The sequence below is a fragment of the Photobacterium pectinilyticum genome (assembly GCF_024357955.1).
Classification (GTDB): Bacteria; Pseudomonadota; Gammaproteobacteria; order Enterobacterales; family Vibrionaceae; genus Photobacterium; species Photobacterium pectinilyticum.
In genome coordinates this window covers 48,369-71,016 of record NZ_JANEYT010000003.1, presented here as the reverse complement: position 1 = coordinate 71,016, position 22,648 = coordinate 48,369, and the positions used below count along the sequence as shown (strand labels likewise).

Genomic DNA, 22,648 nt, shown 5'->3' with positions numbered 1-22,648 from the left:
TCCCTACTTCACCGGCGATTCTTTTTAGCGCTACTACTTAGTCTTGATTTGCTCGGATAGTCGCCAGTTCGTTCATGATGGTTGCATGAACACCTTCACTCCATGTCGGGAACTGGTTGTATACATCAGCCGTTAGCTTGTTGAACTCTTCTGAATCCACTTCATTGAACGTCACACCCAACTCTTCAAGTTTTTCGGTGTACTCTTGATCCAACTTGATAAGCTCGGCAGTGTTAGATTCAGCCCCCGCCTCCAACTCTTCCATGATGATTTGCTGCTGCTCTGGTGTGAACTTGTCCCAAACTGATGGCGAGATATAAATGCCCACGGTACCCAAGAAGTGCTTAGTCAGAGACATGTTTTTAGCGACTTCATAAACCTTAGTGGAGTACATAGTTAGGATTGAGCCTTCAAGACCATCAACCACACCCTGTTGAACACCGGCATAAGTTTCCGGGAATGGTAGCGCTGCAGGCGCAGCACCCATAGCTTGAAGCGTACTGATGAACAACTGGCTTTGCGGTACACGAATACGCATACCTTTCATATCTTCAGAGTTAACAATCTCTTTGTTACTGATCATATGACGGAAGCCGAACATGTAATCAGCATTCAGTACCTTAATACCTTTTGCTTCAGCTTGTGCTTCCAAGCCACCAACATAGTCAGTTTTCATCATCGCAAGGTATTCATCGTAAGTGTTGTACAGCATAGGGCCAGCCAGTGCTGCAAAATCAGGAACGTAATCACCTAGGTAGCTAAGATCTTCAACGGCAATCCAGTTAGCACCATTAACAACCTGCTCAAGGTTATCTTTGTAAACAGGAAGCTGACCACCAGGGAAAACTTTAATATTCACCGAACCATCGGTACGATCACGGATCACATCTGTCGCTTTGATCAACTCTTGCGTTAGCAACTCGTTCTGTGTGAACACTAAGCTCATGTTTAGATCAATCGGAGCCGCTGTATCTGCAGTTTGATTATCAGCTTCACCACAACCAACCAATAATGCAGTGGCAGTCAAAACAGTTCCTAGTAGCTTTTTCATATCCTTTAGCCTTCAATATGTATTATTCGGATGAAAAACGATTTACGGCAGGGAGTATGAAATGAAAATATTACATTCATATGAACATCAATTATCGTTATTTTGGCATTCATATGAAAAGCTTCATCATTAACTATAATCCTATAATCCTATAATTTAGATGTATTATTAAATTACTAGTAAAGATAACGACTCACTAGCAGTGTCATAGTGCGGTAACATAAGCCACATACTGTTATGTGAATTTTCAAATGAACATTCAAAGTTATCGTAGGAATATTATGATCACTGGTCACCGCGGCGCAGCCGCCCTTGCCCCAGAAAATACCCTTATTAGTATTAAAAAAGCCGCTGAAGCCGGTGTAAGCTGGGTTGAAATCGACACCCAGTTAAGTGCTGATGGCATTCCTGTTGTGATTCATGATGAAACGGTCAACCGCTGCACCAATGGCAAGGGAAAAATTGCTGACTTGAACCTTGCTGAGCTAAAAACACTTGATGCCGGTAGTTGGTTTAACCCAGACTTTACAGGTGAACACATCCCTACCCTTGCCGAGGCATTTGACACTTGTCTGGCACTGGATTTAACGCTCAACCTTGAACTTAAAATCCACCATGCTGAACAAATCGAGCCACTGGTTAATGCCGTCATTGATTTGGTGAAGAAAACAAAATTCCCCATTAATAAGCTGCTTTTTTCCAGCTTCCAAAAACGTGCTTTAGAACTTTGCCAGCAAAAAATGCCGGAAGTTCGTCGTGGGTTTATCTGTGAGGTATGGAATGGCTATAGCTTAACGTCTATCGCCGCTAGTCAGCCGTACAGCGTGCATATCGATCACCATATTTTGACGCCGACCATTGCTAAAGACATTAAAGATGCAGGATATGTGTTAAAAATCTGGACCCTGAACAATGAAAAGAAGGCACAATCTTTCTTTGATATGGGCGTTGATAGCATCATCACCGATGCTCCGGATAAGTTTTAAATCGCATCAGGACGTAAAGTGCAGGAAAGACAATGGAACTAAACCACCGCCAGCAACAGATCCTCGCCACCATCAGGGCTGAGAGTGAAGTACAAATTGACCACCTTGCCGACAAGTTTGCTGTCACCACGCAAACTATCCGCCGGGATGTTAATCATCTTTGCGAACAAGGATTAGCACGCCGAGTCCATGGTGGTGTTAGCTTGCCTGCGACAATGACCAATACCAGTTACCGCTACCGCTCTGAAGTAGAATCAAAAACTAAAGGCGATCTAACGGCCAATATTGCCGCTTGTATACCGGATGGGGCAACCGTGATGATAGGTATTGGAACGACACTCGCCCATCTCGCCCAACATCTACTCTCGAAGGCATCACTACGGGTTATTACCAATAATTTGCAGGTTGCTCAAATTCTCGAAGCCAACGAAAGTATTGAAATCTATCTTGCTGGCGGCCAATTCCGGCGCGAGCACCAAGATATCATGGGTAGCAGTGCAGTCGATTTTTTTAATAGCTTCGAGGCTGATATCGGTATCTGTGGTTGTGCTGGTGTCACCGATAGTCACCATGTGATGGAACATGAAAATATCGAGGCTGATATCTCTAAAGCTATTATCAGGAACAGCCGCCAACAGTGGTTAGTTGCCGATGCCAGTAAATGGGGGCAATTTGCTGCCATGAAAGTTGCCCCGATGAAGCAGTTTGATAAAATATTTACCAATAATACTCAGTTACCTACTGAATTCCCGGTGTACCTAACTAACGACAACCCGTAAAAACGAGTAACAAGCCCCCGCCATCACATCGTGATCGTTTTGCTATTGGGGCTGCAAAGTTGTCCAGCAGCCCTTTATACCTTCGCGTCAAGTCAGCTTAACTGACACCAAATGCCCAATTTAGCACCATTAATTCCAAATTAGTCCCCACTTCTGACTATTATTGCTCTATAATCAGCGACCATATTTTTGTCAGGCTCAGCCGTCTGCTTTAGGAAAGAAGAATGTCATTTGCATCACAAAACTTTTCTCAGGATATTGTCCGCGCACTTACCGAGTGCGGCTATGAGAAATTAACCCCAATCCAGCAACAAGCGATCCCACACGCTCGTCGCGGATCCGATATTCTTGCCAATGCCCAAACAGGTACCGGTAAAACAGCCGCTTTTTCTCTACCAATTATTCAGCAGATCTTGGATAAACCTAAATCTCGCAGCCGCTTCAATGCGCGTGCACTGATTTTGGCACCGACTCGTGAGCTAGTTGCTCAGATCGCTAAAAACATCGAAGACTACACCAAATACACCGATATCTCGGTTGCTGCTGTATATGGCGGTACCAAGATGTCTTCTCAAGAGAAGAAGCTTGAACCCGGTGTCGATATTCTGGTTGCAACCCCAGGCCGTTTGCTAGAACACATGGAGCTTAACAATGTGACGCTAGCAAACCTTGAATTCTTAGTATTCGATGAAGCTGACCGTATGTTGGATATGGGCTTCATCACTGATATCCGCCGTATCATGGGCGATATCCGCAACCAGCCACAAACCATGCTGTTCTCTGCGACTTTCTCTGCTCAGATGAACAAACTGGCAGGCGAGATCACACGCAAACCAAAACGTATTTCTGTTAGCCCAGAAAATGCAACAGCCGATACTGTTGCTCACGTGGTATATCCAGTCGACCAAGAACGTAAGCGTGAATTGCTATCAGAACTGATTGGCAAGAAGAACTGGAAGCAAGTGCTGGTATTCGTTAACTACAAAGAAACCGCTAACGAACTCGTAAAAGAGCTTAAACTCGATGGTATCAAAGCCGTACTATGCCATGGTGACAAAGCACAAAGTGCTCGTCGTCGTGCCCTTGATGAGTTTAAAGAAGGCAAAGCGCGTGTAATGGTTGCGACCGAAGTCGCTGCACGTGGCCTGGATATCCAAGGCCTACCGCACGTCGTGAACTTCGATATGCCTTTCCTTGCTGAAGACTATGTTCACCGTATTGGCCGTACTGGCCGTGCTGGTCTTCAAGGTCATGCTGTTTCTTTCGTTAGCCGCGATGAGGAATTGACACTTCAGCAGGTAGAAAACCTGATTAAGCAACGTATTCACCGTGTCCAGCTTACAGGTTACGAGCCAAAGAGCCGTGATGCGCTATTGAACAAAATCCACAATAAAGCGGCATACCGTGACCGCCAAGGCCGTACTAATAACCCAGCGGCTGATCAGTCAGATGCAGAGCGTCGCGCTCGTTTGCGCCGTGCGGTATTGAACAAATCTAAAGTGACAAAACTGAAAAAATAATTCGGCTTTATTAGGCTCGAATAACAAAAGGGTTAGCGATCAGCTAACCCTTTTTTGTTCGGTCTTTTTTTATCGATCAAGACCATCAATTTTTATCGCTATTATACCAACCTACATAAATATTTGATCAACCACTTATCCAGATTGGTATTACTGAGCAAGGAATGCCTGAAATTCATCGCCGGGAACCGAGCTGGCCGTTGCTACAGCGATAGCTGCCCACTTTGCTCCAACAGTCATTGACTCGGAAATCGACAGCTTTGCGAGTAATCCACTGATCACACCAGCGGCAAATGCATCCCCAGCACCTGTTGTATCAACGACATCAGCAGCGACTGCCGGCACAGACTCTTGCTCTGAATCACTATAGGCTGTAGCCCCATTCTCCCCATCCGTGACGATAAAGTATTCCAAAGATACACCAGCAATAGATTTTGCATACTGGAAAGGCGGAATATCATTGATCCCTGTAGCTCTTTCTGACGATGCAATGTGTGCGTCTAAATCGGATTGAGATGTGATAAGTACTTGGCATGGCCGTTGGCTATGGCTTTTGGGTAGTTGGGCAACAACTAAAATCGCGTCATTTTGCTCAAGGGCAGCTGTCGACCATTGCTCGACCCCTTGAGCACTGGAGTTGATATAAATACCATCCCAACGAGTAAAATCAGGAGCAGGCCCAAGTGAGAAAGCTGGACGCTCTGGGCGAATAATGGTGCGTTCACCGTCTGGTGTCATTAATAGCATCAACTCTGGGGTCGTAATGTCATTACGCTGTAACAACGAGCAATTCAGCCCCTTTAAACTGGCTTCGGCCAGTAGCCAGTCAGCGGTTTCATCACGACCTACTTGGCTTACCAGAGTGACTTGGTGCCCTGCGTAAACCAAGGCTAATCCGGTATTGGCTCCGCCACCACCTAAACGCCGGCCAAGATCTTGATAATGATGCCTGCCACCCGCTTGTAATGACTCTTTTAACTGTAAAACCCGATCACAGTTTAGATTTGCAACCAACATAACGTTTGCCAAGTTTCTGACTCCATACTCTTCAAAGATGTAAATACGCTATTACACAGATGCTTACGTATTGGTTGGTATAACGTTACCATAAAAAAACCGCAGTGTATTAACTGCGGTTTATATCCGTTAACTCTCCCTCGTCGAGGTGAAGTAAAGCTTAACTGTAATCGGCATAAGGATTATCGGTCGCTAAAGGTATAGACGATGTAAACTCGGACAGCTTGATCGACTCTGGCGTCATCTCAATCGAGGTTTCATCCATAACATTTTCACCAAAATGATATCGAATAATCTCCTCACCCAAGCAAGCTGCCTTGTCATTGGCAACAGCTTGCTCAGAGACAGACTGATTTTTATTCCTATAAGCCGATATCACATCCTTACTGTACTTCTTAGATAGCATTGCCATCGTCTGCTGTGGTGAAAGAACCAAACCAGATGCATTATTGCCTCCAAAGCCTTTGGCATTAAGGATCACCGCTTTATAGTCTTTACCATTATCCCCCGCGAAGTAGTGATCAGTTAAAATGTTCAAATTCGACTGATGCACATCATCAGCGATATGGTCGATCGTTTTGATCCCAGGGATCCAACCATATTGCCATACACCCAACGAGGCTATTAACTGATCAGCCGCTGCGGCGCTCATTGAATGGCCAACATATGACTTAATTGCCGTTACCGGCCAGTTATCAATACTGAAAGTTTTAGCCACTTCATTAAGAATGTGGCTCTCAGTTACTCGATTCTGCGGCGTACCGGTACCGTGTGCCTGAACATATGTTCGTTTGACACCTTCAGCCCCTAAGATAGCTTTTGCCAAAGCCGTTGCTTTGGCGACAGTCACATAGTTACCTACCCCAGGAGCAGAAATTGATTTTTTATTGGCATCTGCATTGATAAACACATCAGCAACCGAACCATACACGGTCGCGCCCAATTCTAAGGCTAATTCATCATCCATCAAGACAACAAACTGTGCCGATTCTGCCATGGTGAAACCAACGTTGGACGAAAACGGGCGACAAGCACGACGATTATCAACCGTCTCGCTGTTATCTAGTGCTTTAAGCTGAGCATCTTCAGCAAGAGCCCCCATGACACGGAAACCTTCCATGATTTCAGCAACCACAGGCGCTTCAGCATTACCGACAATCGCCACTCGAGACTTTCCCTGTTGAATATCCAACAAGCCTTGGCGCAGGTTGTACAAAAATGTGGCACAAGCCCCCATACTGGTACCGGTTGTACCGACACTATTAATGACATAGCCATTAATAAAATCCGCAGGCATTTCAGCGAATGAAAGTGCCATCATTTTCGAGCTAACACGACCTCCAGTTAAAGGTGCCGCTAACATACCCGACAACGAGTTATCATCAATTTGTGCAAGTGCACTGCCGGCATAGACTGAGACCTGATCCGGTTTGATATGCTTCAGAACTTCACCCCAATCCATGCCCAGCGAGTTAAGTGCATCAGATGCCCCATAAACAGTCAATGCCAGGCCTCGCGGGTGAAAACGAGAATTGTATAGCTTTGCCGGATCAAAACCAGTAGGGATATTACCGCCGCTAGTCACTGGGAAGGCGATTCGGTCTTCCAGCAATGCATTTAGCTCACCGCTGACCGTAATTGTCACTTTGCTGCCCTGCTCTTCCACCCGCCAGTTGTCAGGAATACGCGTTGGTAATTTTGACTTACGAAGCGTAAAGCTAATAGTTTCCTGCCCACCATTCAAAGCGGCTTTATATTGATAACGCAAGCTATCAGGATCGAAAGATTCAATACGTCGAACTAATGTTCCCTCTTTGAGCGCTTTAATCACCTCAGGATCGGCAGCCGTGTCGCCAGAGATGCCCATACGATGTGCTAAGTCTTGCCAAGTCGATGCCATATCGCTGTCACTAAGTACATCTGCAACCATGCGCTTATAGCTATGAAAACCTGAACTACGACCTGCGGCATTAATACCACCGAAGCCTACAATTAGCGGTAACTTAGACATCCTAAACCTGCTCTCAAAATTTTAGTCAGCATAGATTACCAATTTACACTGTTCATTCACCTGGTATTTATGCCAATATATGCGACATAAAGGCCAAGTTGATTTCAAATCACTCAATACAACAGTTTTCAATTATGAACAAACACCCATAAATCATGAAAATAGGTTTCCTTCTTTACGAAAGAGCATTAATCACAGGGATATCCCTTGCCGCCGAGATGCTCAGTTCGGCAGCCAGCCTCAGGCCACGTACACAACAACGGAACGAGCCGTTTTCTATCAAACTGATCGCGCCTAAACTAGCACCGACCAAGGTAACAGCAGGGCTTAAACTTCAGCCGGATATCACTTACGATGACCCGCAAGCCTTCGATATTTTGATCCTTCCTCCCATGTGGGGGAACCCTCAACAATCGATTCACCGCTCACCTGAGATTATTCCATGGCTCAAGAGCCAGTATCAAAAAGGTGCCAAATTGGTTGCCACTGGGACTGGTGTGGCTTGGTTAGCTGAAACGGGGTTACTCAATGGTCAAGTCGCCACCACCCATTGGTATTTTTTCGATACTTTTTCTAGCCGATACCCAAACGTTATCTTAAACCGCCAAGCGTCTATCACTGCAGCAGATGGGATCTACTGTACGACCAGTATCAACTCACAATCAGAAATGATCTTGTACTTAATCACCGAGTATTTCGGACAAAAAACAGCCCAAACCATAGAAACGCATTTCGGCCACGAAATAACGAAATCGACCCAACAACCTTTTTATCAAATTGGTGGCCAACTTCAGTTTGATGAATCTATAGCACTTGCCCAAGACTGGATGAAACGGAACCTAGCGAAACCAATAACAGCGCAAAGTGTCGCGGATCATTGCGATGTACCACTGCGATCCTTTAATCGAAAGTTCAAAGATCAAGTCGGCGAAACACCCCACCAGCACCTTCAGCGCTTAAGGATGGATGCCGCTCAGCAGTTATTGCGTGATTTTGGTATGTCAGTCCAAGATGTAGCAGAACAGGTGGGATACAAAGACGCCCATCATTTCTCAACCCGGTTTCAACAGAACTTCAATATGAGCCCGAGCCAATATCGACGAATGGTGAAAACCAAGATCTATAACCCCTAGTCGTCTAAACGAGAGATTTTGATGTTTGTAGCTAATTTAAGACAGCAGGTAGACAGCATGAATCACTATGCTTTGAGAGGATGTTTTCAAGGGCCGTTGTATGAAGCACCTCACTTTTCCACTTTTGTTTGCTTTAAATCTCGCGTGTACCGATGCTAGTGCCAAACTCCAACCCACCAGCGGAACACTCAACAACGAAAATATGTGTCGACTCGACATCTACCATCTCACTAAAAGCCAGCAAAATACATTCGTGACTGATCTTCAAATCGCGATCATTACCAATAACGCCATGCGTCATCGTTATGTTGATCTGAAAACCGACATTGACCATCCAACCGGGTTTGAAAATATCCACTACTACCGCTCCGGCAGCCCTGTAGAAGTCTTTACCACCAACTGGCGAAATAATGGTAACAAGCATACCGTTGGGCGCTTTGTCATGCTGGGAGGCACCAGCGACAAACAAGCATTCGACGTGTTTGCCACGCTAGTGAAAGAAGATAAGGGCCATTTTGAGTTACGCGGTAACAAGCAGAAGTATCGATTCAACGCTAAAGAGCAGGACGTAACTGACTTCCTCACCTGTGTCAAAAATCATTACCGCCCTTAACCATTGCCGACCAAACTATTACCTACAAATAAAAAACGCCAGCTTAAAAGCTGGCGTTAAGTTATTCGTCTTTATTTCATGCTAACGACTGTTTTGAGCCGTGAGGTGCTGACTGGGTAATGTCTTCGTATTCACCATCAATCGTTGAACCATGCTGTTCTTGTTGATGAGTTTGACTATAACCTTGCTGTTTTAGTGCCTCTTCATAGGCTGCATTGATTTTCTTTTTGATAAATGGGCGAGCAATTAGTGCGCCTAAACCAATGAATAGCCCAATGACAGCAGCGAATGTCACCGTGATAAAACCCAGTATTAGGGCAAAGATGCTGGTAAGTGTATTTTTCATCGCTAACCTTCTTATCTATCGTCTTTTCATGCTTTGCAGTTTATCGCATTAAAAATGAACCAATGATGAACAGTGTGTTTATCTTCACTTCCCCCCTTTTCTTAACGTATATAAAATAAAAAAGCCCTCACTTTTGAGGACTTTAAGTCAGTAAATAATTTTAGTTATTTTTTAGATACTGGAATACCTTGTCCTCGAACACCCTCTTTACGAGGAATTTCAAATACAGCTGGTGTCCATGCAGGCACCGTTGCCACAACACCATTCTCAGCATCAGCAACACTTGCCTGTGATGCTAACGCCGATGTGTGGTAAGGGCTTAACGTTAGATCCGTCGTCCAATTCACCTCTTGTGATTCGTTAGTCGCGTTGATAACAATCACTATCCCATCAAGGCTGCTGTCACGATCTGTCCCAGAGGCCGTACCGTTATCAATGGACATCACAATCAAACCTGGCGTTTGGGCACTGCCGGTATTATGGAAATCAACACGCTTGTTCACTTCGGTACCAGATCCTAGTGTGATCAACGGGTAAGACTTACGCAGTAAAGCAAGCTCTTTGAAATACTCAACCATTGCGGTCATATCCGCTTGGGTTGGTTTAGCATTAGCACCCGCCGAAGAGATCACCTCTTCAATCAACGCGTAGTTGTCACCATCTTTATCCTTGCGTGGTAGACCTTTATCCCAGTTGTTGTCATTAAGGGTGAAATCTACCAAGTTATACCAGTCACCTGAGTCGTAAGAATCACGCTGCATTGATTTAGAGCGAAGCAGTTCAGAGCCCATATGGGTAAATGGCATACCTTGACCTAACATCGCCGTCGCAATGGACACCGCCTGCATTCTCACTCGCTCACCAACTGTTACGTCGTAACCGACCTTATATTGGTTGTTATCCCACAGTGTCTGGTTGTCGTGCTTCGATACGTAGTTTTGGATTTCCGTAGGATTGACCGCATAGCCTGCAGGCTGACCGTTGTAATCCAAGTCATCACCACGTATTGCCGTGCCCGTTGAATCAACAAACTTAAAATCCTTCAGGTTGCCGGCCATGCCTAAGCGTGTGAGATCAGCAAGATGTAAAGCCGTTTCTTTCGTTACCTCTTTATACTCGTTAGGCTGAACAAACGCACCGTTACCAAACCCTTGTGTTTTACGGATCCCCTCTTTGCTATCAAATGGGCTACCGCCACGTACGGCATCACGCAAGCGGTCAGAGAAGCTACCGATCCCTGTACCACCAAGATTTGGCTGAGTGGCCTGAACAAACAGTGCATCATTTTCTACTTCACCGAAGTTCCAGCCTTCACCATAGAAGTAGGTATTCGGATCAACTTTTTGAACGTCCAGCAACGAACGCTGCATTTGATCCAGTGGGTGGTGACCCATCAAATCGAATCGGAATGAATCAATCTTGTAATCTCGCGACCACACCACCAGCGAATCACTGATCATTTTCTCAAACATAGCGCGCTCTGGTGCCGTGTTCGAGCAACAGGTAGAGTTTTCAACGTTACCAGTCACTGGATTCAAGCGTTGGTAGTACCATGGTACAAGCTTATCCAATACTGAAGTACGTTGTTCTGGACCTGCTGAGTTGGTGTGGTTATACACCACATCCATCACCACATTCATACCAATATCATTTTTGATAGCCATAACCGCTTCACGCAATTCTTTGATTCGCTGCGGGCCATCAGGATTTGTTGAGTAAGAGCCTTCAGGTACCGTGTAATGGAATGGGTCATAACCCCAGTTAAAGCCATCGGCATCTGAAACAAACCGATTCAATTCCTGCACGACAGGGTTTTCTTTAGAATCGTCTTGTTTTACTTCTTCTAGTGCTTCAGCAATCGTCATACCTGATGAACAGTACTTCGAAAACTGAGAATCTTTCACCGCAGCATTCACTTCACAAAGCTTAGTGAACGGTTCTTCAATATTCGCCGCTTCATTTGGGTTTTCATTGATAGTGGCAATATCAAAGATAGGTAGCAGGTGAAGGTGCGTAACTCCACTTTCACTCAATGATTTTAAATGATTGACAGGCACAGTATCTGGCTGCGTGAATGCAATAAACTTGCCGCGAGCATCAGCCGTTGTAGATTCATCTTGGGCAGAAAAATCACGTACATGTGATTCATAAATCACAAACTGTGCCGGGTTAGATTGATCGATCGGTCTTTGAAGATCATCCCAACCTTGTGGCTTGAGGTCTGGATCATCAAGATCAATCACCTGACTGTACTCAGAATTCATCGATAAACTCAATGAGTACGGATCTGTCACCTGATAACTTTCAACGTTACCTGAAACTGGATGGAAAACATCAACCAAATAGCGGAAGTAAGTGCCATTCGGTGCTTTGTCTGTTTCCAGTGACCACACCCCTGAGGTTTCATCGTAATCCATCTGAAGGCGACCAAGCTCTTCTTTGTCATCACCAAATAGGACGGTAATAACATTTTGTGCCGATGGTGCCCATACCTTGAACTGGGTCGAATTGCCCTCAATTACGGCCCCTAACTCGATGTTCGCTGCAGCACTGGCAAACAGCTGATCGAAAGCACCAGCAGGTTGCACTTTGGTACCATTAAGTACCAACCCCTCTTCATCAACAGCGATTGCAGCCAACTCTGCTTTCATCACCGGGCGCATATCAATAGCACTATCGATTGAATATGCTCGTTTATTAGCAAGGTGAGGGAATTTGGCTTTCACATCAGCGCTAAGGACTGTCGGTTCCAATACAATATATTCAGCATCATATTTATTTTCGCTGTTCGGACCAAAACCGCCCTCAAGCTGAACATATAGGCGAACTTCATCTGCCGATTCAGCCCCATTCCAAATAAGGGTGTGACCTTCAACTAAATGTGCTTCTGCGTTAGCCACACCAAAAAGTAATACGTAAGCGTCACCACGATCATCATAGGCCTGACTGCTACCCACAACATAAGACGCCGTTCTATCTTTGATTTCATTGAAATCAAGCTTTGCATCACTGCCTAATTGACTGTTTAGGTTATCGTCGCGAATAATGACGTTGATACATTCTGTACTGCCGTCTTTAAGCGGTAGCTTCCAGTAAGGGCCCAGCTCATCTTCCCCGACAGGCTTAAGCGATTTATCATCCCAAGCAGGCGTTAGCGCTGCACGATCACAAGCATCATTGTTCCATAGATGAAGACTGTAATTACTGTAAGATGACAGTGATTTCGTACTATCATTTTTCGCCACCATATAAATTACGGCTTCACCTGCTCCTGCTTTAATTGGCTCTTCAACCGATCCACTTTGTGGCAAGAAAGCTGTTGGGCCATCTGTTTCTGGTAATTCGATATCAATCGCTGGTGGATTGGTTGTATCAAACTTACCATCAGTAGACGACGAGCTATTACAGCCAGCAATAACAAATGCAGAACACAGTGGAATCACGGCTTTTGCAACCGTTGATAGTTTAAAGTTCACGAGATTTTTCCCTTTATACTCATAATTTTATGGGGGGAAGTATAAAATTTGAGTTTTAATTATGACGGGAACAATACTTAATATAGTGCTCAGCATACTGTGATCAAAAGCACTAAAATGTAGTTTATTAACAACAGTTCATAACCTTTTGAGCTAAGTGTCACTGTTTGTACAGAAGGAACAATATGCATCCGCTGACATTTTAATCACCACCTCAGCTAAATGTAACTATAAGACTTACCACCAAATTCTTACACGGCACCATTTATCACATATAGATAACAAACAAAACCCGGCTTTTGCCGGGCAGGTATTATTTCTATCTACAAAAATGTGACGGCTAACGTTCAATCAAGCGCCATACTTAACCCGACAGAAATGGTATAAGCTGATAAGTCGTCATGCCAAATTAACTGGCTTGCTTCCGCATAGCCATACCAATCTTTGCCCAATGCACCTGAAATACCCAAATGTACACGCCCGTACACATCATCATCTGACTCAATCACGATAGGTAATATACTGCCAGAGTAGTTAGACTTGAGTTGCGAGATGATCCGCTCTTTACCACTGGCAATATCGTAATGAACATACCCTTTCGCATAGGGTTGAAACACGCCAAATGGTGTCCTAAAGGGATGCGATATACTCATGCCGGTGATCAGCATGGTTGACTCTAACGCATCAACATCCTCAATCTTCGAGAAAAGGTAACTCGAATTACTCAAAGACAACCTTTCTTCATAGCGATCGGAATCTGACAAGGTATATTGTAAACTGCTTTCAAACGCCATATTCAGATAGTTGTAGTTAAAAATGTACCCCGTACCCAGCGAAAAAACCCAAATATCAGAATCCGCTTCGCTGGTGTTACCCACGACAGGATCGGTATATAGAGTGACTCGACGCTCTATGTCAGTATCCATTACCGCATAGCTAGCATTGAAATCAACAAACCAAGCATCTTGAAAGTAAGTAAAGTATCCCGACGCCATCAAACCGTCGATCTCGGTATCACTGCCTTCCGACATTGGCTTGTAAAATGGCAAGCCCAAGGTAAGACCAAATAGATATTGGTTTTGGAATAAGTAATCTCCACCCAGGGTTAATGAATAGCCACTGTGTTCCTGCTCTACCGATTTATTAAGCGACGCATTATCTACTAGAGCGTTATTATCAACACGAATATACCCCGCGACTTGTGAGTGGTAACCATCACCAAACGCATTACTGTCAGATAACGCTTTTTCTGGTAGCCCCGGAGGTGAATACATTGAGAGAGGATCATTGCTATACAAAGGAACGTAACCATATGAAGAACGGCTAGCGTGCCTTACTCCAACCGACTTTGCATGACTATCTAAAGACCGGTATTTCTTATCAACTTTATCACCTCGGACATGGCTTGCCATGCCTTTGATCTCTGCCATTGCAGTATCAACTTCTGCAGATAACTTTTTGGTAAACGCCCCATCAAATAAATCAGAGCCTTTAGCTTCACTAACCGTTACAGAAAATACGATACAGATCATGGGCAGGCAGGAGTTTGCCCTTACAGCTGACGGAATCATAACGCCCCCAAACTTTCATGCCACTTAATTATCTAGTCACTACGATGTGGCTTATAGTTATGAGTGTAGATAGCTACTGAAGGCAAAAAGCACGAACTGATCAGTCGTCGCAAAAACTATACAAACCTCTTTTTTTTAATATTATAACTTTCTCATTTCGGATAATTTCACCCTTACTAGAGAGTAAAATAATGCTATCGGTATGGTTGTAATACTCAACTTATGGCAAAATTGTCAAATTATATAGATACTTATGACTAAAAGTTAAACGGTCTCTCGCCTTCACACACGATAACATATGACACTGAGCGCAATTCATGCCTAAGAAAGTTAAAGCTTCGGCTCACATAGCACAGATTTCGGATAACTTTTTCTTCGACAGCCAAAAAAAAACACTATTCACTATTTTAGGTAACGTTTCTCTCAATCGAGCTGAAAAAGAAGTCCTATCTCAGCTAATCGATCAATCACCAAATATGGTTAGCAAAGAAGAGCTTTTGTCGGTTGGCTGGGCGAGAAAAGAAGTAGCAGAAACCTCACTTTTTCAAACAATCCGCACCCTTAGGATCAAACTAAAAGAAGAAGAAGTCGGTCAGTTCATTAAGCTTGTCCCTCGCTTAGGCTATCAGATCAATATTCAGGGTTGTCTTACATCTGATGAATACCATGCCCTAACTAACACGCCCAAGCATAAAAAGCCTCACTCTAAAGTTAAAATAGGCCTAGTTCTATCCCTCATTCTGGCCGCCATTACCGTATTGATAGGGTTTCTTGCCAGTGAGGACCCCATTGAATATAAATATAAGCTAGTCAATGATGAGAAAAACAACACCCTTGTATTTCTGTCCATGCACCAAGATGATTTCGACTACCTACTACAGGCTAGTGATATATTCATTACACCAGGTAACCTCAGCAATAAACTGATGTTTATCCATAAATTAGATGATAATTTCTCGATTGCCATTTGCGATAAAACCCCTACCGGCTGTGATATCGACACGGCGCACGCAATTAGCTTTAAACATTCGCAATTAAGCACGGTATGGGAACTACTGGGTAATTACTTGCCAAAAGTACCCGCTTTGGCAGCGATGAATGTGCTAAAAGACAACACTTCTGTTCAGTCTGGGGTTAAATCCTACAACATTTTTCTTGAAGATGGTGATTTCACGATAAGCCTTTCTCACCATTTTGCCAATTTAGTTGGCGAAGGGATGTGGCTATTCACATCTATTAACTATCAGCCAAACGCGGATCAAAGTGAGTTTATTGCCGCTTCACTTCGCGGAGTACGATCTATTATGGCCGACTCAAGCCCAATGCCATTTTTAATTACGATGAAAAACTATCCAGAATATTTCTCTTCGGTCCTAAGCCCCGATGACAAACAGCAACTTGGTATCAAGCCTCTCGGCGACCATGAAAGCCAAACGAATGATTTCAACGTCGACGTTGACGAATACACCAGTTACTTACTTTACCGACAAGATCAATTACAACTTTGGTTATCTGAAGGCTATGAGTTTCATTGGTTTATCAAAAGCAAAAGCATAAGTAAGAGCGATGACAATGTATTTAATAAGTTGATTAAAGGTAAATGTTCTATGCTGCCCATTAAGTTTGAAAACGAAACAAACTGCCTTTGAGATCAACAAAATAGTCGTAGATAACCACAATTCCCAGATAAAAGGTTGCGAGCAAACCAAAATGTAAATAACATATTAAAGGCGCATCTGGGCATTCCAAGAATGAGAGGCTAACTGATGATACTAAAACAGGCTGTTTATCATTTTTTCTATAACTTGAGAGTCTTCTTCAACTTAACTTTCAAGCCATTACTCGGTCTCATTGCTGTAGGTGTGGCCATTTCGCTTCTATTACTGCTCTCAGCCCAAACTCAACTTGCTGGAGCCTTGATCTTCACCGGCTGCATCGTAACCGCTCTGTGGATCACACTTGTCCGTTACTATTATGCGGCAATTTTGAATTGGTCTGACACACGCAAAAAGGAAAATTCAGTCATTGATTTTCCGAATAAGCACATAAATTAATACTTCTTATCGAATACCACAATGCCCGCTGTGTAACGTAAATAGCCATCAGGTACGTCAGGAGAGGGAGCCTCCTGACGTGAAGTATTTTGGCTAGACCGTGTATAGCACCTTGATGATGTGCCAGCCGAACTTGGTCTTTATCGCTTCAGGGATCACACCACGCAATTCCGGATTTTTCAATTTAAGTGCTTCGCTGGTACTGATCGCTTTATCCGAAAATACCGCCTTATCAAACTGCGGCACCATCTGGCCTTTACGAAACTCACCCAGATCACCGCCCTTTTTGCCTGATGGACACGTTGAGTGTTTCTTTGCCAGCGTTTGGAATTTTGTGCCTTTTTTCAGCTGCTGAAGAATATCTTCTGCGAGTTCCTTGTGTTTCACCAGAATGTGAAGCGCATGTGCTGTGCTTGCCATGGAGTACCTCATTATTTCTACGCTGTTAAAAACAACATCATTCAATTCAATTCGCTTTCACCAGAAAGCATTTTGACTGAACTATACACGTCAATGGCACTTCCACCAACTGCCGGCTTTTCTTGATATAAAAAAAGCCAGCATTCTGCTGGCTTTAATCACAATATGAACTGTCATTGTTCCGTTTTAAGGATGTCTGCAGTTTCTAACTGAGTCATCTGGCGGATTTGGCGCCACATATAGAAGAATATACCCATCATCATCAGCATTGATGGAATCGCGATAGCAGGATAGCTCACCAGAGTTAGACGGCCCAGCTCTTCATTAAAGGCTTGTGTGCCTGAAGGGCTAGTAACAATCATTTTAGCCAGTACGTAATTCATCGCAGATGAAAAAGCGAAGGTGCCGGCAAACAGGTAGTTTGACGTGAGCAAACGACGTTCGAAGTCACTCTTACGACCAAATTCATTAAGCTTCTCGTTGATCAGCGGAAGATTCAATACCGTTTCGTTGAAAAGCATCTTGCTCACAACCGGGTACTTCGTGAATGTAGAAGCAAAAACACCGACGCCTATGAGGCCCGGGATCAAAGCTTCTTTAACCGCTAACCATTTAGGGTCAAGCTGAAGCAACCCGATACCACCGGTAAGCAATACACTGATAAAACCCAACAGCGAGATAAAATTAAACTTTTTGTATTTAATCAGCTCATAACTACCCAGTACAACAGGAAAAGCCAAGGCGACAACAAGTGCGCCAACAGAGCCAAGGTACTCGTCACCACTTAGCTTCATCAAAACGACTGAAGGCACGATAACGTTAAAAATCAAATCATTAAAAGGACTAGCTTTCTTTTCCGTCATAATATTTTACAAAGTTATTCAAACGTAAACATCTGCATTGTTCCGTGAAATGGCCCTGCTGTAAAGTAGGCGACCGTTACAAAAGATTAAATCGCGTTTGCGAAATAGGCAAAATTCATCAACATTCTATTGAGAAATCCAAGTTTAACCTCATTCCAAATGATGCAAACCCACCTATCCTCTCCCATACTTTCCCCACAATGATTTGGCTGTAGGTAGGGGGTATATGACATGAGTAAGCCAGTGGTCGCCGATAACAAACCGGTAAAGGTCCCGTTGGAAAAAGGACAAACTTATTACTTCTGCACTTGTGGACGGTCAGCAAAACAGCCTTTTTGTGACGGTTCACATCAAACCACCAATTTCAAACCAAAGAGCTTCAAAGCAGAAAAAGACGGCGATGCTTTTCTCTGTGCCTGTAAGCATACCGGTAATGCCCCTTTCTGTGATGGTTCCCACAAAGAGTTCAACGCGGAGGATATTGGCAAAGAAGGTCCAGGCATTACTACCCGTTCAAATGAGTTGCCAACAGCAAAAGCCACAAAAGAAGAACCCAATATCGAGTTAATTCATCAGCTAGCCCGAGAAGGCCTCAAGAACCTTGGGCATCATGGTGCAATGACGGCGATGGGTGTACCGCGCTACCAACTACCTGACTGGGATGATATCCAAATAATGGTAGCCCAAATGGCCAAAAAGCCTCTGATGGAAGATGTAAAGGTAGGCACTGAATTAGTGATTGGACCAAAGGCCAAAAAACCGCTTGTACTCAATATTCCGCTTTTTGTATCTGACATGAGTTTCGGTGCACTCTCTGAAGAAGCCAAAACTGCCCTTGCGATGGGTGCAGAGTTGGTCGGGACCGGGATTTGCTCTGGGGAAGGCGGAATGCTTGCTGAAGAGCAACAAGCTAACAGCCGCTATTTTTATGAACTAGCCAGTGCCATGTTTGGTTACCATGAAGGTTTGCTGAAAAAAATTCAGGCTTTCCACTTCAAAGGCGGCCAAGGAGCTAAAACCGGTACCGGTGGTCATTTACCCGCTATCAAAAATACAGGCAAAATTGCAAAAACCCGATGCCTTGAAGAAGGTACAGATGCTATCTCTCCTCCGACATTTAAAGATCTCAAAACACCCCGAGACTTTGCGGCATTCGCCGACAATGTAAGGGTGATCAGCGGTGGGATCCCAATCGGTTTCAAACTCAGCGCCAATCATATCGAAAAGGATATGGGGTTTGCTTTAGAAGCCGGTGCCGATTACATCATTCTCGATGGACGTGGCGGAGGAACGGGTGCCGCTCCGAAAATCTTTCGTGATCATATCAGTGTCCCCACTATCCCAGCCCTTGCTCGGGCAAGGTACTTCCTCGACAAACAAGGTATGTCAGGAGAGGTTACGCTGATAATTACTGGAGGCTTACGAACTCCTACTGATTTTATCAAAGCGATGGCACTTGGCGCTGACGGTGTTGCCCTTGCCAACAGTGCAATGCAGGCCATCGGCTGTGTCGGGGCCAGAATTTGCAACACCAACAACTGTCCTGCGGGCATTGCCACTCAAAACCCTGAACTGCGTAAAAAGCTCGATCCAAGTCGTGTCGCCACCCAACTGGCTAACTTCTTCACAGCATCCACTGAATTAATGCAATTGATGGCGCGAGCATGTGGTCACCATCACCTGAACCAGTTTAACCAAGATGACTTGGCGACTTGGAATGAGCAAATGGCACATCTCGCGGGGATTGAGTACTCTGGTTTTAAGCGGCGCGAGTAGAAAAATTGCGAACACTGCATTTTCAATCAAGCGTAAATTCCTATATGGTAAACACTCAACTAATGATTGGATATTCATATGCTTACAACAAACGATACTGCACTGGTGATAGTTGATGTCCAAGGCAAGCTTGCGCAAATCATGGACAGCAAGGATACGCTTTTTAAAAATTTAGAAACCGTTGTCAAAGGCGCTAAAATTCTGGATATCCCAATTATCTGGGTAGAGCAGATCCCACACAAATTAGGCCCAACCATCCCGCAAATTACTGATCACTTACATGATCATACCCCTATCGCTAAAAATAGTTTCAGTTGCTATCGCGACCCGCAGTTCATCAAGGCTTTGTCAGCATCAGGCTGCAAGAACATCGTAGTTGTCGGTATTGAGGCCCATATCTGTGTGTATCAAACAGTGCGACAACTGCTTGACGCTGATTACCATGTCGAAGTGGTCGCCGATGCTGTCTCTTCACGCAATCCAACTAACAAACAAATTGCATTGGATAAAATGCAACAATTTGGCGCTTCGTTAACAACAGCCGAGATGCTAATCTTCGAGCTGCAAGAAGTTGCCGAAGGTGAGCGATTTAGAGACATTCTTAGCGTCGTTAAGTAATTATGGTAATAAAAAACGCGGTGCTTAGACACCGCGTTTACATTCTAACTGTATGGTTTCACGCTATGCTGATAGCTCAATAACCCACGCCAGCAAAATATGAGGAAACCATACTCAGCGACAACGCAAACGTCAAAACGCCCAATATCGGCTTACTTTTTGTCACCAGTGGCATTAACCAAACACCGACAGCCGCCAACAGCAGCCCCAAGCTGATCGCCTGTGAGATAAACGGCATCATCACTCCCGTCGTATCGATCTGACGAGATAATTCCCCGAGCTGTGGCAAGCCTGTAAGCAGGCAGATAACCGCTATAATCGCACCTAGACGAGGCAATAGCGTGTTTAACTCTTCGACTTTATGCTGTGCTCTCACTAAACAAGCATGGGCAAGTAAGGTACCACCACAAAGTGCCGTCGCAAAAAAGTGCAAAGTTACCAGCCATTGATCACTTCTCATCACTAAGCCATGAATGAGGTAGCTACCTCCAATGAAAATAGCTAAAACCAAACAGCACTTTCGGAAAAGATCCGAACCTATCAGCGCTTTTTCAACGAACCAATAAAATAGCGCAATGGCAAAAAACATGATCGCGAGAAGTACTTCAACACCAATACGGTATCCCTCATCGACGTGAGTCAACATCAAGTTCAACTCTCTCAGCAAGAGTGCACTGAATAACATTAACCATAAAACCAGCATCGCCTTGTGCAAGCGATCTGCTTGACCGAAACACAGCTTTCCACTCAATAACACCATGCCAAGAACAATAAATGCGCCAATCGACATCTGGGTCAACACACTTGAAATAATAAATGGCCACTCAAACCAAGCCATAACTCACCTCGTCGTCATACTCTCTGACGAATTAAAAAACGTAAGGCGGCGTATTTTGCCTGACAGCAACAATTTGTCCACAAAAAAGCCCAGCAAACACGTTAACTGGGCTGACTTTCCAATCACACGATTTTAAACCGCTATTCAGCTTGTTCTGATTTATATGCGCGTTTCGGCTTGGCCACATCCGACGACAATGGTTGCGCTTTCAAACAGGTAATCGTCACCAACAAAGACACGATAGCGACCACCACCAACCCTCCATAGGTCATAGTGAAGCCCTCAGCTAATACAATAGAGTCAAACTGCGACAACCCATCAGCACTTCCCTCACCAACAAGTACCGGCACTTTAAGATGAAACAAGGCCGCACAGAAAGCAACACCTAGAGCGCCGCCAAATTCGCGGCCATAGCCAAACATCGACAGGCCAATCCCTCGATCTTGAGGAGGCAATACATTTTGCACCACCACATTCAAACTAGGTAACGTCAATCCTAGTCCAGCGCCCGCAAAAGCCAATGCAACTGTCATCATTACGCCTTGGTACAGCATATAAACGGCAATAACGGACATAACAAAACCAAACACAACTAAAGACTTATAGAATCCCGTTTTAGCAATTCGCTTACCGCCAAGGTATGCCCCACTGGTGATACTCATCATAAAGACCATCATGATCAAGCCACTGGAAGATGCTGTCATTCCATGTTGCCATTGCATTTGAAGCGGTAAGTACACCAGGACTGCAAACATCAATAACTGGGAACACATGATTAACAACACGCTGATCAAATAACCCGGAAGACGAAATATTCGCATCGGCAAAATAGGGTCTACAACACGTTTTTCCACAATGGCAAACAACACTATGGATATAGCAAGTGCTGCGATTAAAGTAATTTGGCTAATCATGATATCGGGTGACATCAACAACAGCAGCAAGGTTGTAATCGTCATTAACAACCCCGCCCCCGCCCAGTCGAAGCGACTGTCACGCCCTTTACTCAGGTGTTTGAGGTTGGTATTAATCATCCAAATCGCCAAGGCGCCTAAAGGAAGGTTGATCCAAAATACCCATCGCCAGCTTAAATATTCGGCGAAGAAGCCCCCCAGTAAGGGCCCTGCGATACTGGACGCCGCATACACTGCAGAGATATAACCTTGGTATTTACCCACCTCTCTGGCCGGAATGCAGTCGGCAATGACAGTAAAGGCAAGTGCAATAAGGCCACCACCACCGATTCCCTGAAGTACTCTTGCCGAAACAAGCGTTGGCAAATCTTGGGCAATGGCACACGCAACCGATCCGAGTAAAAACAAAACAACACTGATATTCAGCATTTTTACCCGACCAAAAATATCACTGAGTTTGCCATATACCGGTAACACAGCGGTGGCTGCTAACAAATATGCAGTAACAACCCAGGTTAATGCCTGCCCGGCACCAAGTTCTTCACCGATAATCGGCAAAGGCGTTGTGACAATACTTTTTTCTAGTGATCCCAGCGCAATAACCAATGCTACGCTGGAAAAAATCGTTTTTGGCGACATAAAATCTCCTATGAATGCGCAAC

The 22,648-nt window shown here is 44.5% G+C and carries 18 protein-coding genes; 8 read left to right on the top strand and 10 right to left on the bottom strand.

Annotated features, from left to right (window positions below):
* Positions 1-37: 37 nt before the first annotated feature.
* Positions 38-1,051 carry a C4-dicarboxylate TRAP transporter substrate-binding protein gene (locus NHN17_RS02245; protein ID WP_255040488.1) on the bottom strand — a complete coding sequence of 338 codons (1,014 nt, stop codon included), beginning with the start codon at positions 1,049-1,051 and terminating at the stop codon, positions 38-40.
* 281 nt (positions 1,052-1,332) lie between these two features.
* On the opposite strand from NHN17_RS02245, the gene NHN17_RS02240 reads away from it, so the two are divergent.
* The 3 genes from NHN17_RS02240 (at position 1,333) to NHN17_RS02230 (ending at position 4,336) form a co-directional block, all read left to right on the top strand.
* The gene (locus tag NHN17_RS02240; RefSeq protein ID WP_255040487.1) at positions 1,333-2,037 is read left to right on the top strand and encodes a glycerophosphodiester phosphodiesterase family protein; all 705 of its coding nucleotides are present in this window, start codon (positions 1,333-1,335) and stop codon (positions 2,035-2,037) included.
* Positions 2,038-2,069: 32 nt separating this feature from the next.
* The gene (locus NHN17_RS02235; RefSeq protein ID WP_255040486.1) at positions 2,070-2,816 is read left to right on the top strand and encodes a DeoR/GlpR family DNA-binding transcription regulator; all 747 of its coding nucleotides are present in this window, start codon (positions 2,070-2,072) and stop codon (positions 2,814-2,816) included.
* A gap of 224 nt (positions 2,817-3,040) precedes the next feature.
* Positions 3,041-4,336, top strand: a complete 1,296-nt coding sequence (locus NHN17_RS02230; protein ID WP_255040485.1) for a DEAD/DEAH box helicase — start codon at positions 3,041-3,043, stop codon at positions 4,334-4,336.
* A gap of 150 nt (positions 4,337-4,486) precedes the next feature.
* Here the strand turns inward: NHN17_RS02230 and NHN17_RS02225 are convergent, their stop codons facing one another.
* Positions 4,487-5,365 carry a PfkB family carbohydrate kinase gene (locus NHN17_RS02225; protein ID WP_255040484.1) on the bottom strand — a complete coding sequence of 293 codons (879 nt, stop codon included), beginning with the start codon at positions 5,363-5,365 and terminating at the stop codon, positions 4,487-4,489.
* Between the two features lie 148 nt (positions 5,366-5,513).
* Entirely contained in the window at positions 5,514-7,364 is a 1,851-nt protein-coding gene (locus NHN17_RS02220; protein WP_255040483.1) for a beta-ketoacyl synthase, read from the bottom strand.
* A 155-nt stretch (positions 7,365-7,519) separates the two neighbouring features.
* Here NHN17_RS02220 and NHN17_RS02215 point away from each other — a divergent pair, with 155 nt between their 5' ends.
* Positions 7,520-8,497, top strand: a complete 978-nt coding sequence (locus NHN17_RS02215; protein WP_255040482.1) for a GlxA family transcriptional regulator — start codon at positions 7,520-7,522, stop codon at positions 8,495-8,497.
* Positions 8,498-8,597: 100 nt separating this feature from the next.
* The gene (locus tag NHN17_RS02210) at positions 8,598-9,110 is read left to right on the top strand and encodes a hypothetical protein (RefSeq protein ID WP_255040481.1); all 513 of its coding nucleotides are present in this window, start codon (positions 8,598-8,600) and stop codon (positions 9,108-9,110) included.
* 76 nt (positions 9,111-9,186) lie between these two features.
* Here NHN17_RS02210 and NHN17_RS02205 read toward each other — a convergent pair whose 3' ends face one another.
* From NHN17_RS02205 to NHN17_RS02195, 3 genes are all read right to left on the bottom strand, one after another.
* Positions 9,187-9,456, bottom strand: a complete 270-nt coding sequence (locus tag NHN17_RS02205) for a hypothetical protein (protein WP_255040480.1) — start codon at positions 9,454-9,456, stop codon at positions 9,187-9,189.
* A gap of 164 nt (positions 9,457-9,620) precedes the next feature.
* Entirely contained in the window at positions 9,621-12,932 is a 3,312-nt protein-coding gene (gene pulA / locus NHN17_RS02200; RefSeq protein ID WP_255040479.1) for a pullulanase-type alpha-1,6-glucosidase, read from the bottom strand.
* Between the two features lie 347 nt (positions 12,933-13,279).
* Entirely contained in the window at positions 13,280-14,503 is a 1,224-nt protein-coding gene (locus NHN17_RS02195) for an autotransporter outer membrane beta-barrel domain-containing protein (RefSeq protein WP_255040477.1), read from the bottom strand.
* A gap of 317 nt (positions 14,504-14,820) precedes the next feature.
* Here NHN17_RS02195 and NHN17_RS02190 point away from each other — a divergent pair, with 317 nt between their 5' ends.
* Entirely contained in the window at positions 14,821-16,152 is a 1,332-nt protein-coding gene (locus NHN17_RS02190; RefSeq protein WP_255040476.1) for a winged helix-turn-helix domain-containing protein, read from the top strand.
* A 498-nt stretch (positions 16,153-16,650) separates the two neighbouring features.
* Here NHN17_RS02190 and NHN17_RS02185 read toward each other — a convergent pair whose 3' ends face one another.
* Together NHN17_RS02185 and NHN17_RS02180 are read right to left on the bottom strand one after the other, a co-directional pair.
* Positions 16,651-16,977 carry a peptidylprolyl isomerase gene (locus NHN17_RS02185; RefSeq protein ID WP_255040475.1) on the bottom strand — a complete coding sequence of 109 codons (327 nt, stop codon included), beginning with the start codon at positions 16,975-16,977 and terminating at the stop codon, positions 16,651-16,653.
* A 173-nt stretch (positions 16,978-17,150) separates the two neighbouring features.
* Positions 17,151-17,840 (bottom strand): VC0807 family protein, encoded by a 690-nt coding sequence (locus NHN17_RS02180; protein ID WP_255040474.1) that lies wholly within the window; start codon positions 17,838-17,840, stop codon positions 17,151-17,153.
* 231 nt (positions 17,841-18,071) lie between these two features.
* Here NHN17_RS02180 and NHN17_RS02175 point away from each other — a divergent pair, with 231 nt between their 5' ends.
* Both NHN17_RS02175 and NHN17_RS02170 read left to right on the top strand, forming a co-directional pair.
* Positions 18,072-19,616 carry a glutamate synthase-related protein gene (locus NHN17_RS02175; RefSeq protein WP_255040473.1) on the top strand — a complete coding sequence of 515 codons (1,545 nt, stop codon included), beginning with the start codon at positions 18,072-18,074 and terminating at the stop codon, positions 19,614-19,616.
* Positions 19,617-19,694: 78 nt separating this feature from the next.
* Positions 19,695-20,234, top strand: a complete 540-nt coding sequence (locus tag NHN17_RS02170; RefSeq protein ID WP_255040472.1) for a hydrolase — start codon at positions 19,695-19,697, stop codon at positions 20,232-20,234.
* Positions 20,235-20,310: 76 nt separating this feature from the next.
* On the opposite strand, the gene NHN17_RS02165 is transcribed toward NHN17_RS02170, so the two are convergent.
* The gene (locus NHN17_RS02165; protein WP_255040471.1) at positions 20,311-21,072 is read right to left on the bottom strand and encodes a DmsC/YnfH family molybdoenzyme membrane anchor subunit; all 762 of its coding nucleotides are present in this window, start codon (positions 21,070-21,072) and stop codon (positions 20,311-20,313) included.
* A gap of 140 nt (positions 21,073-21,212) precedes the next feature.
* Positions 21,213-22,625 (bottom strand): MDR family MFS transporter, encoded by a 1,413-nt coding sequence (locus NHN17_RS02160; RefSeq protein WP_255040469.1) that lies wholly within the window; start codon positions 22,623-22,625, stop codon positions 21,213-21,215.
* Between the last annotated feature and the right edge of the window lie 23 nt (positions 22,626-22,648).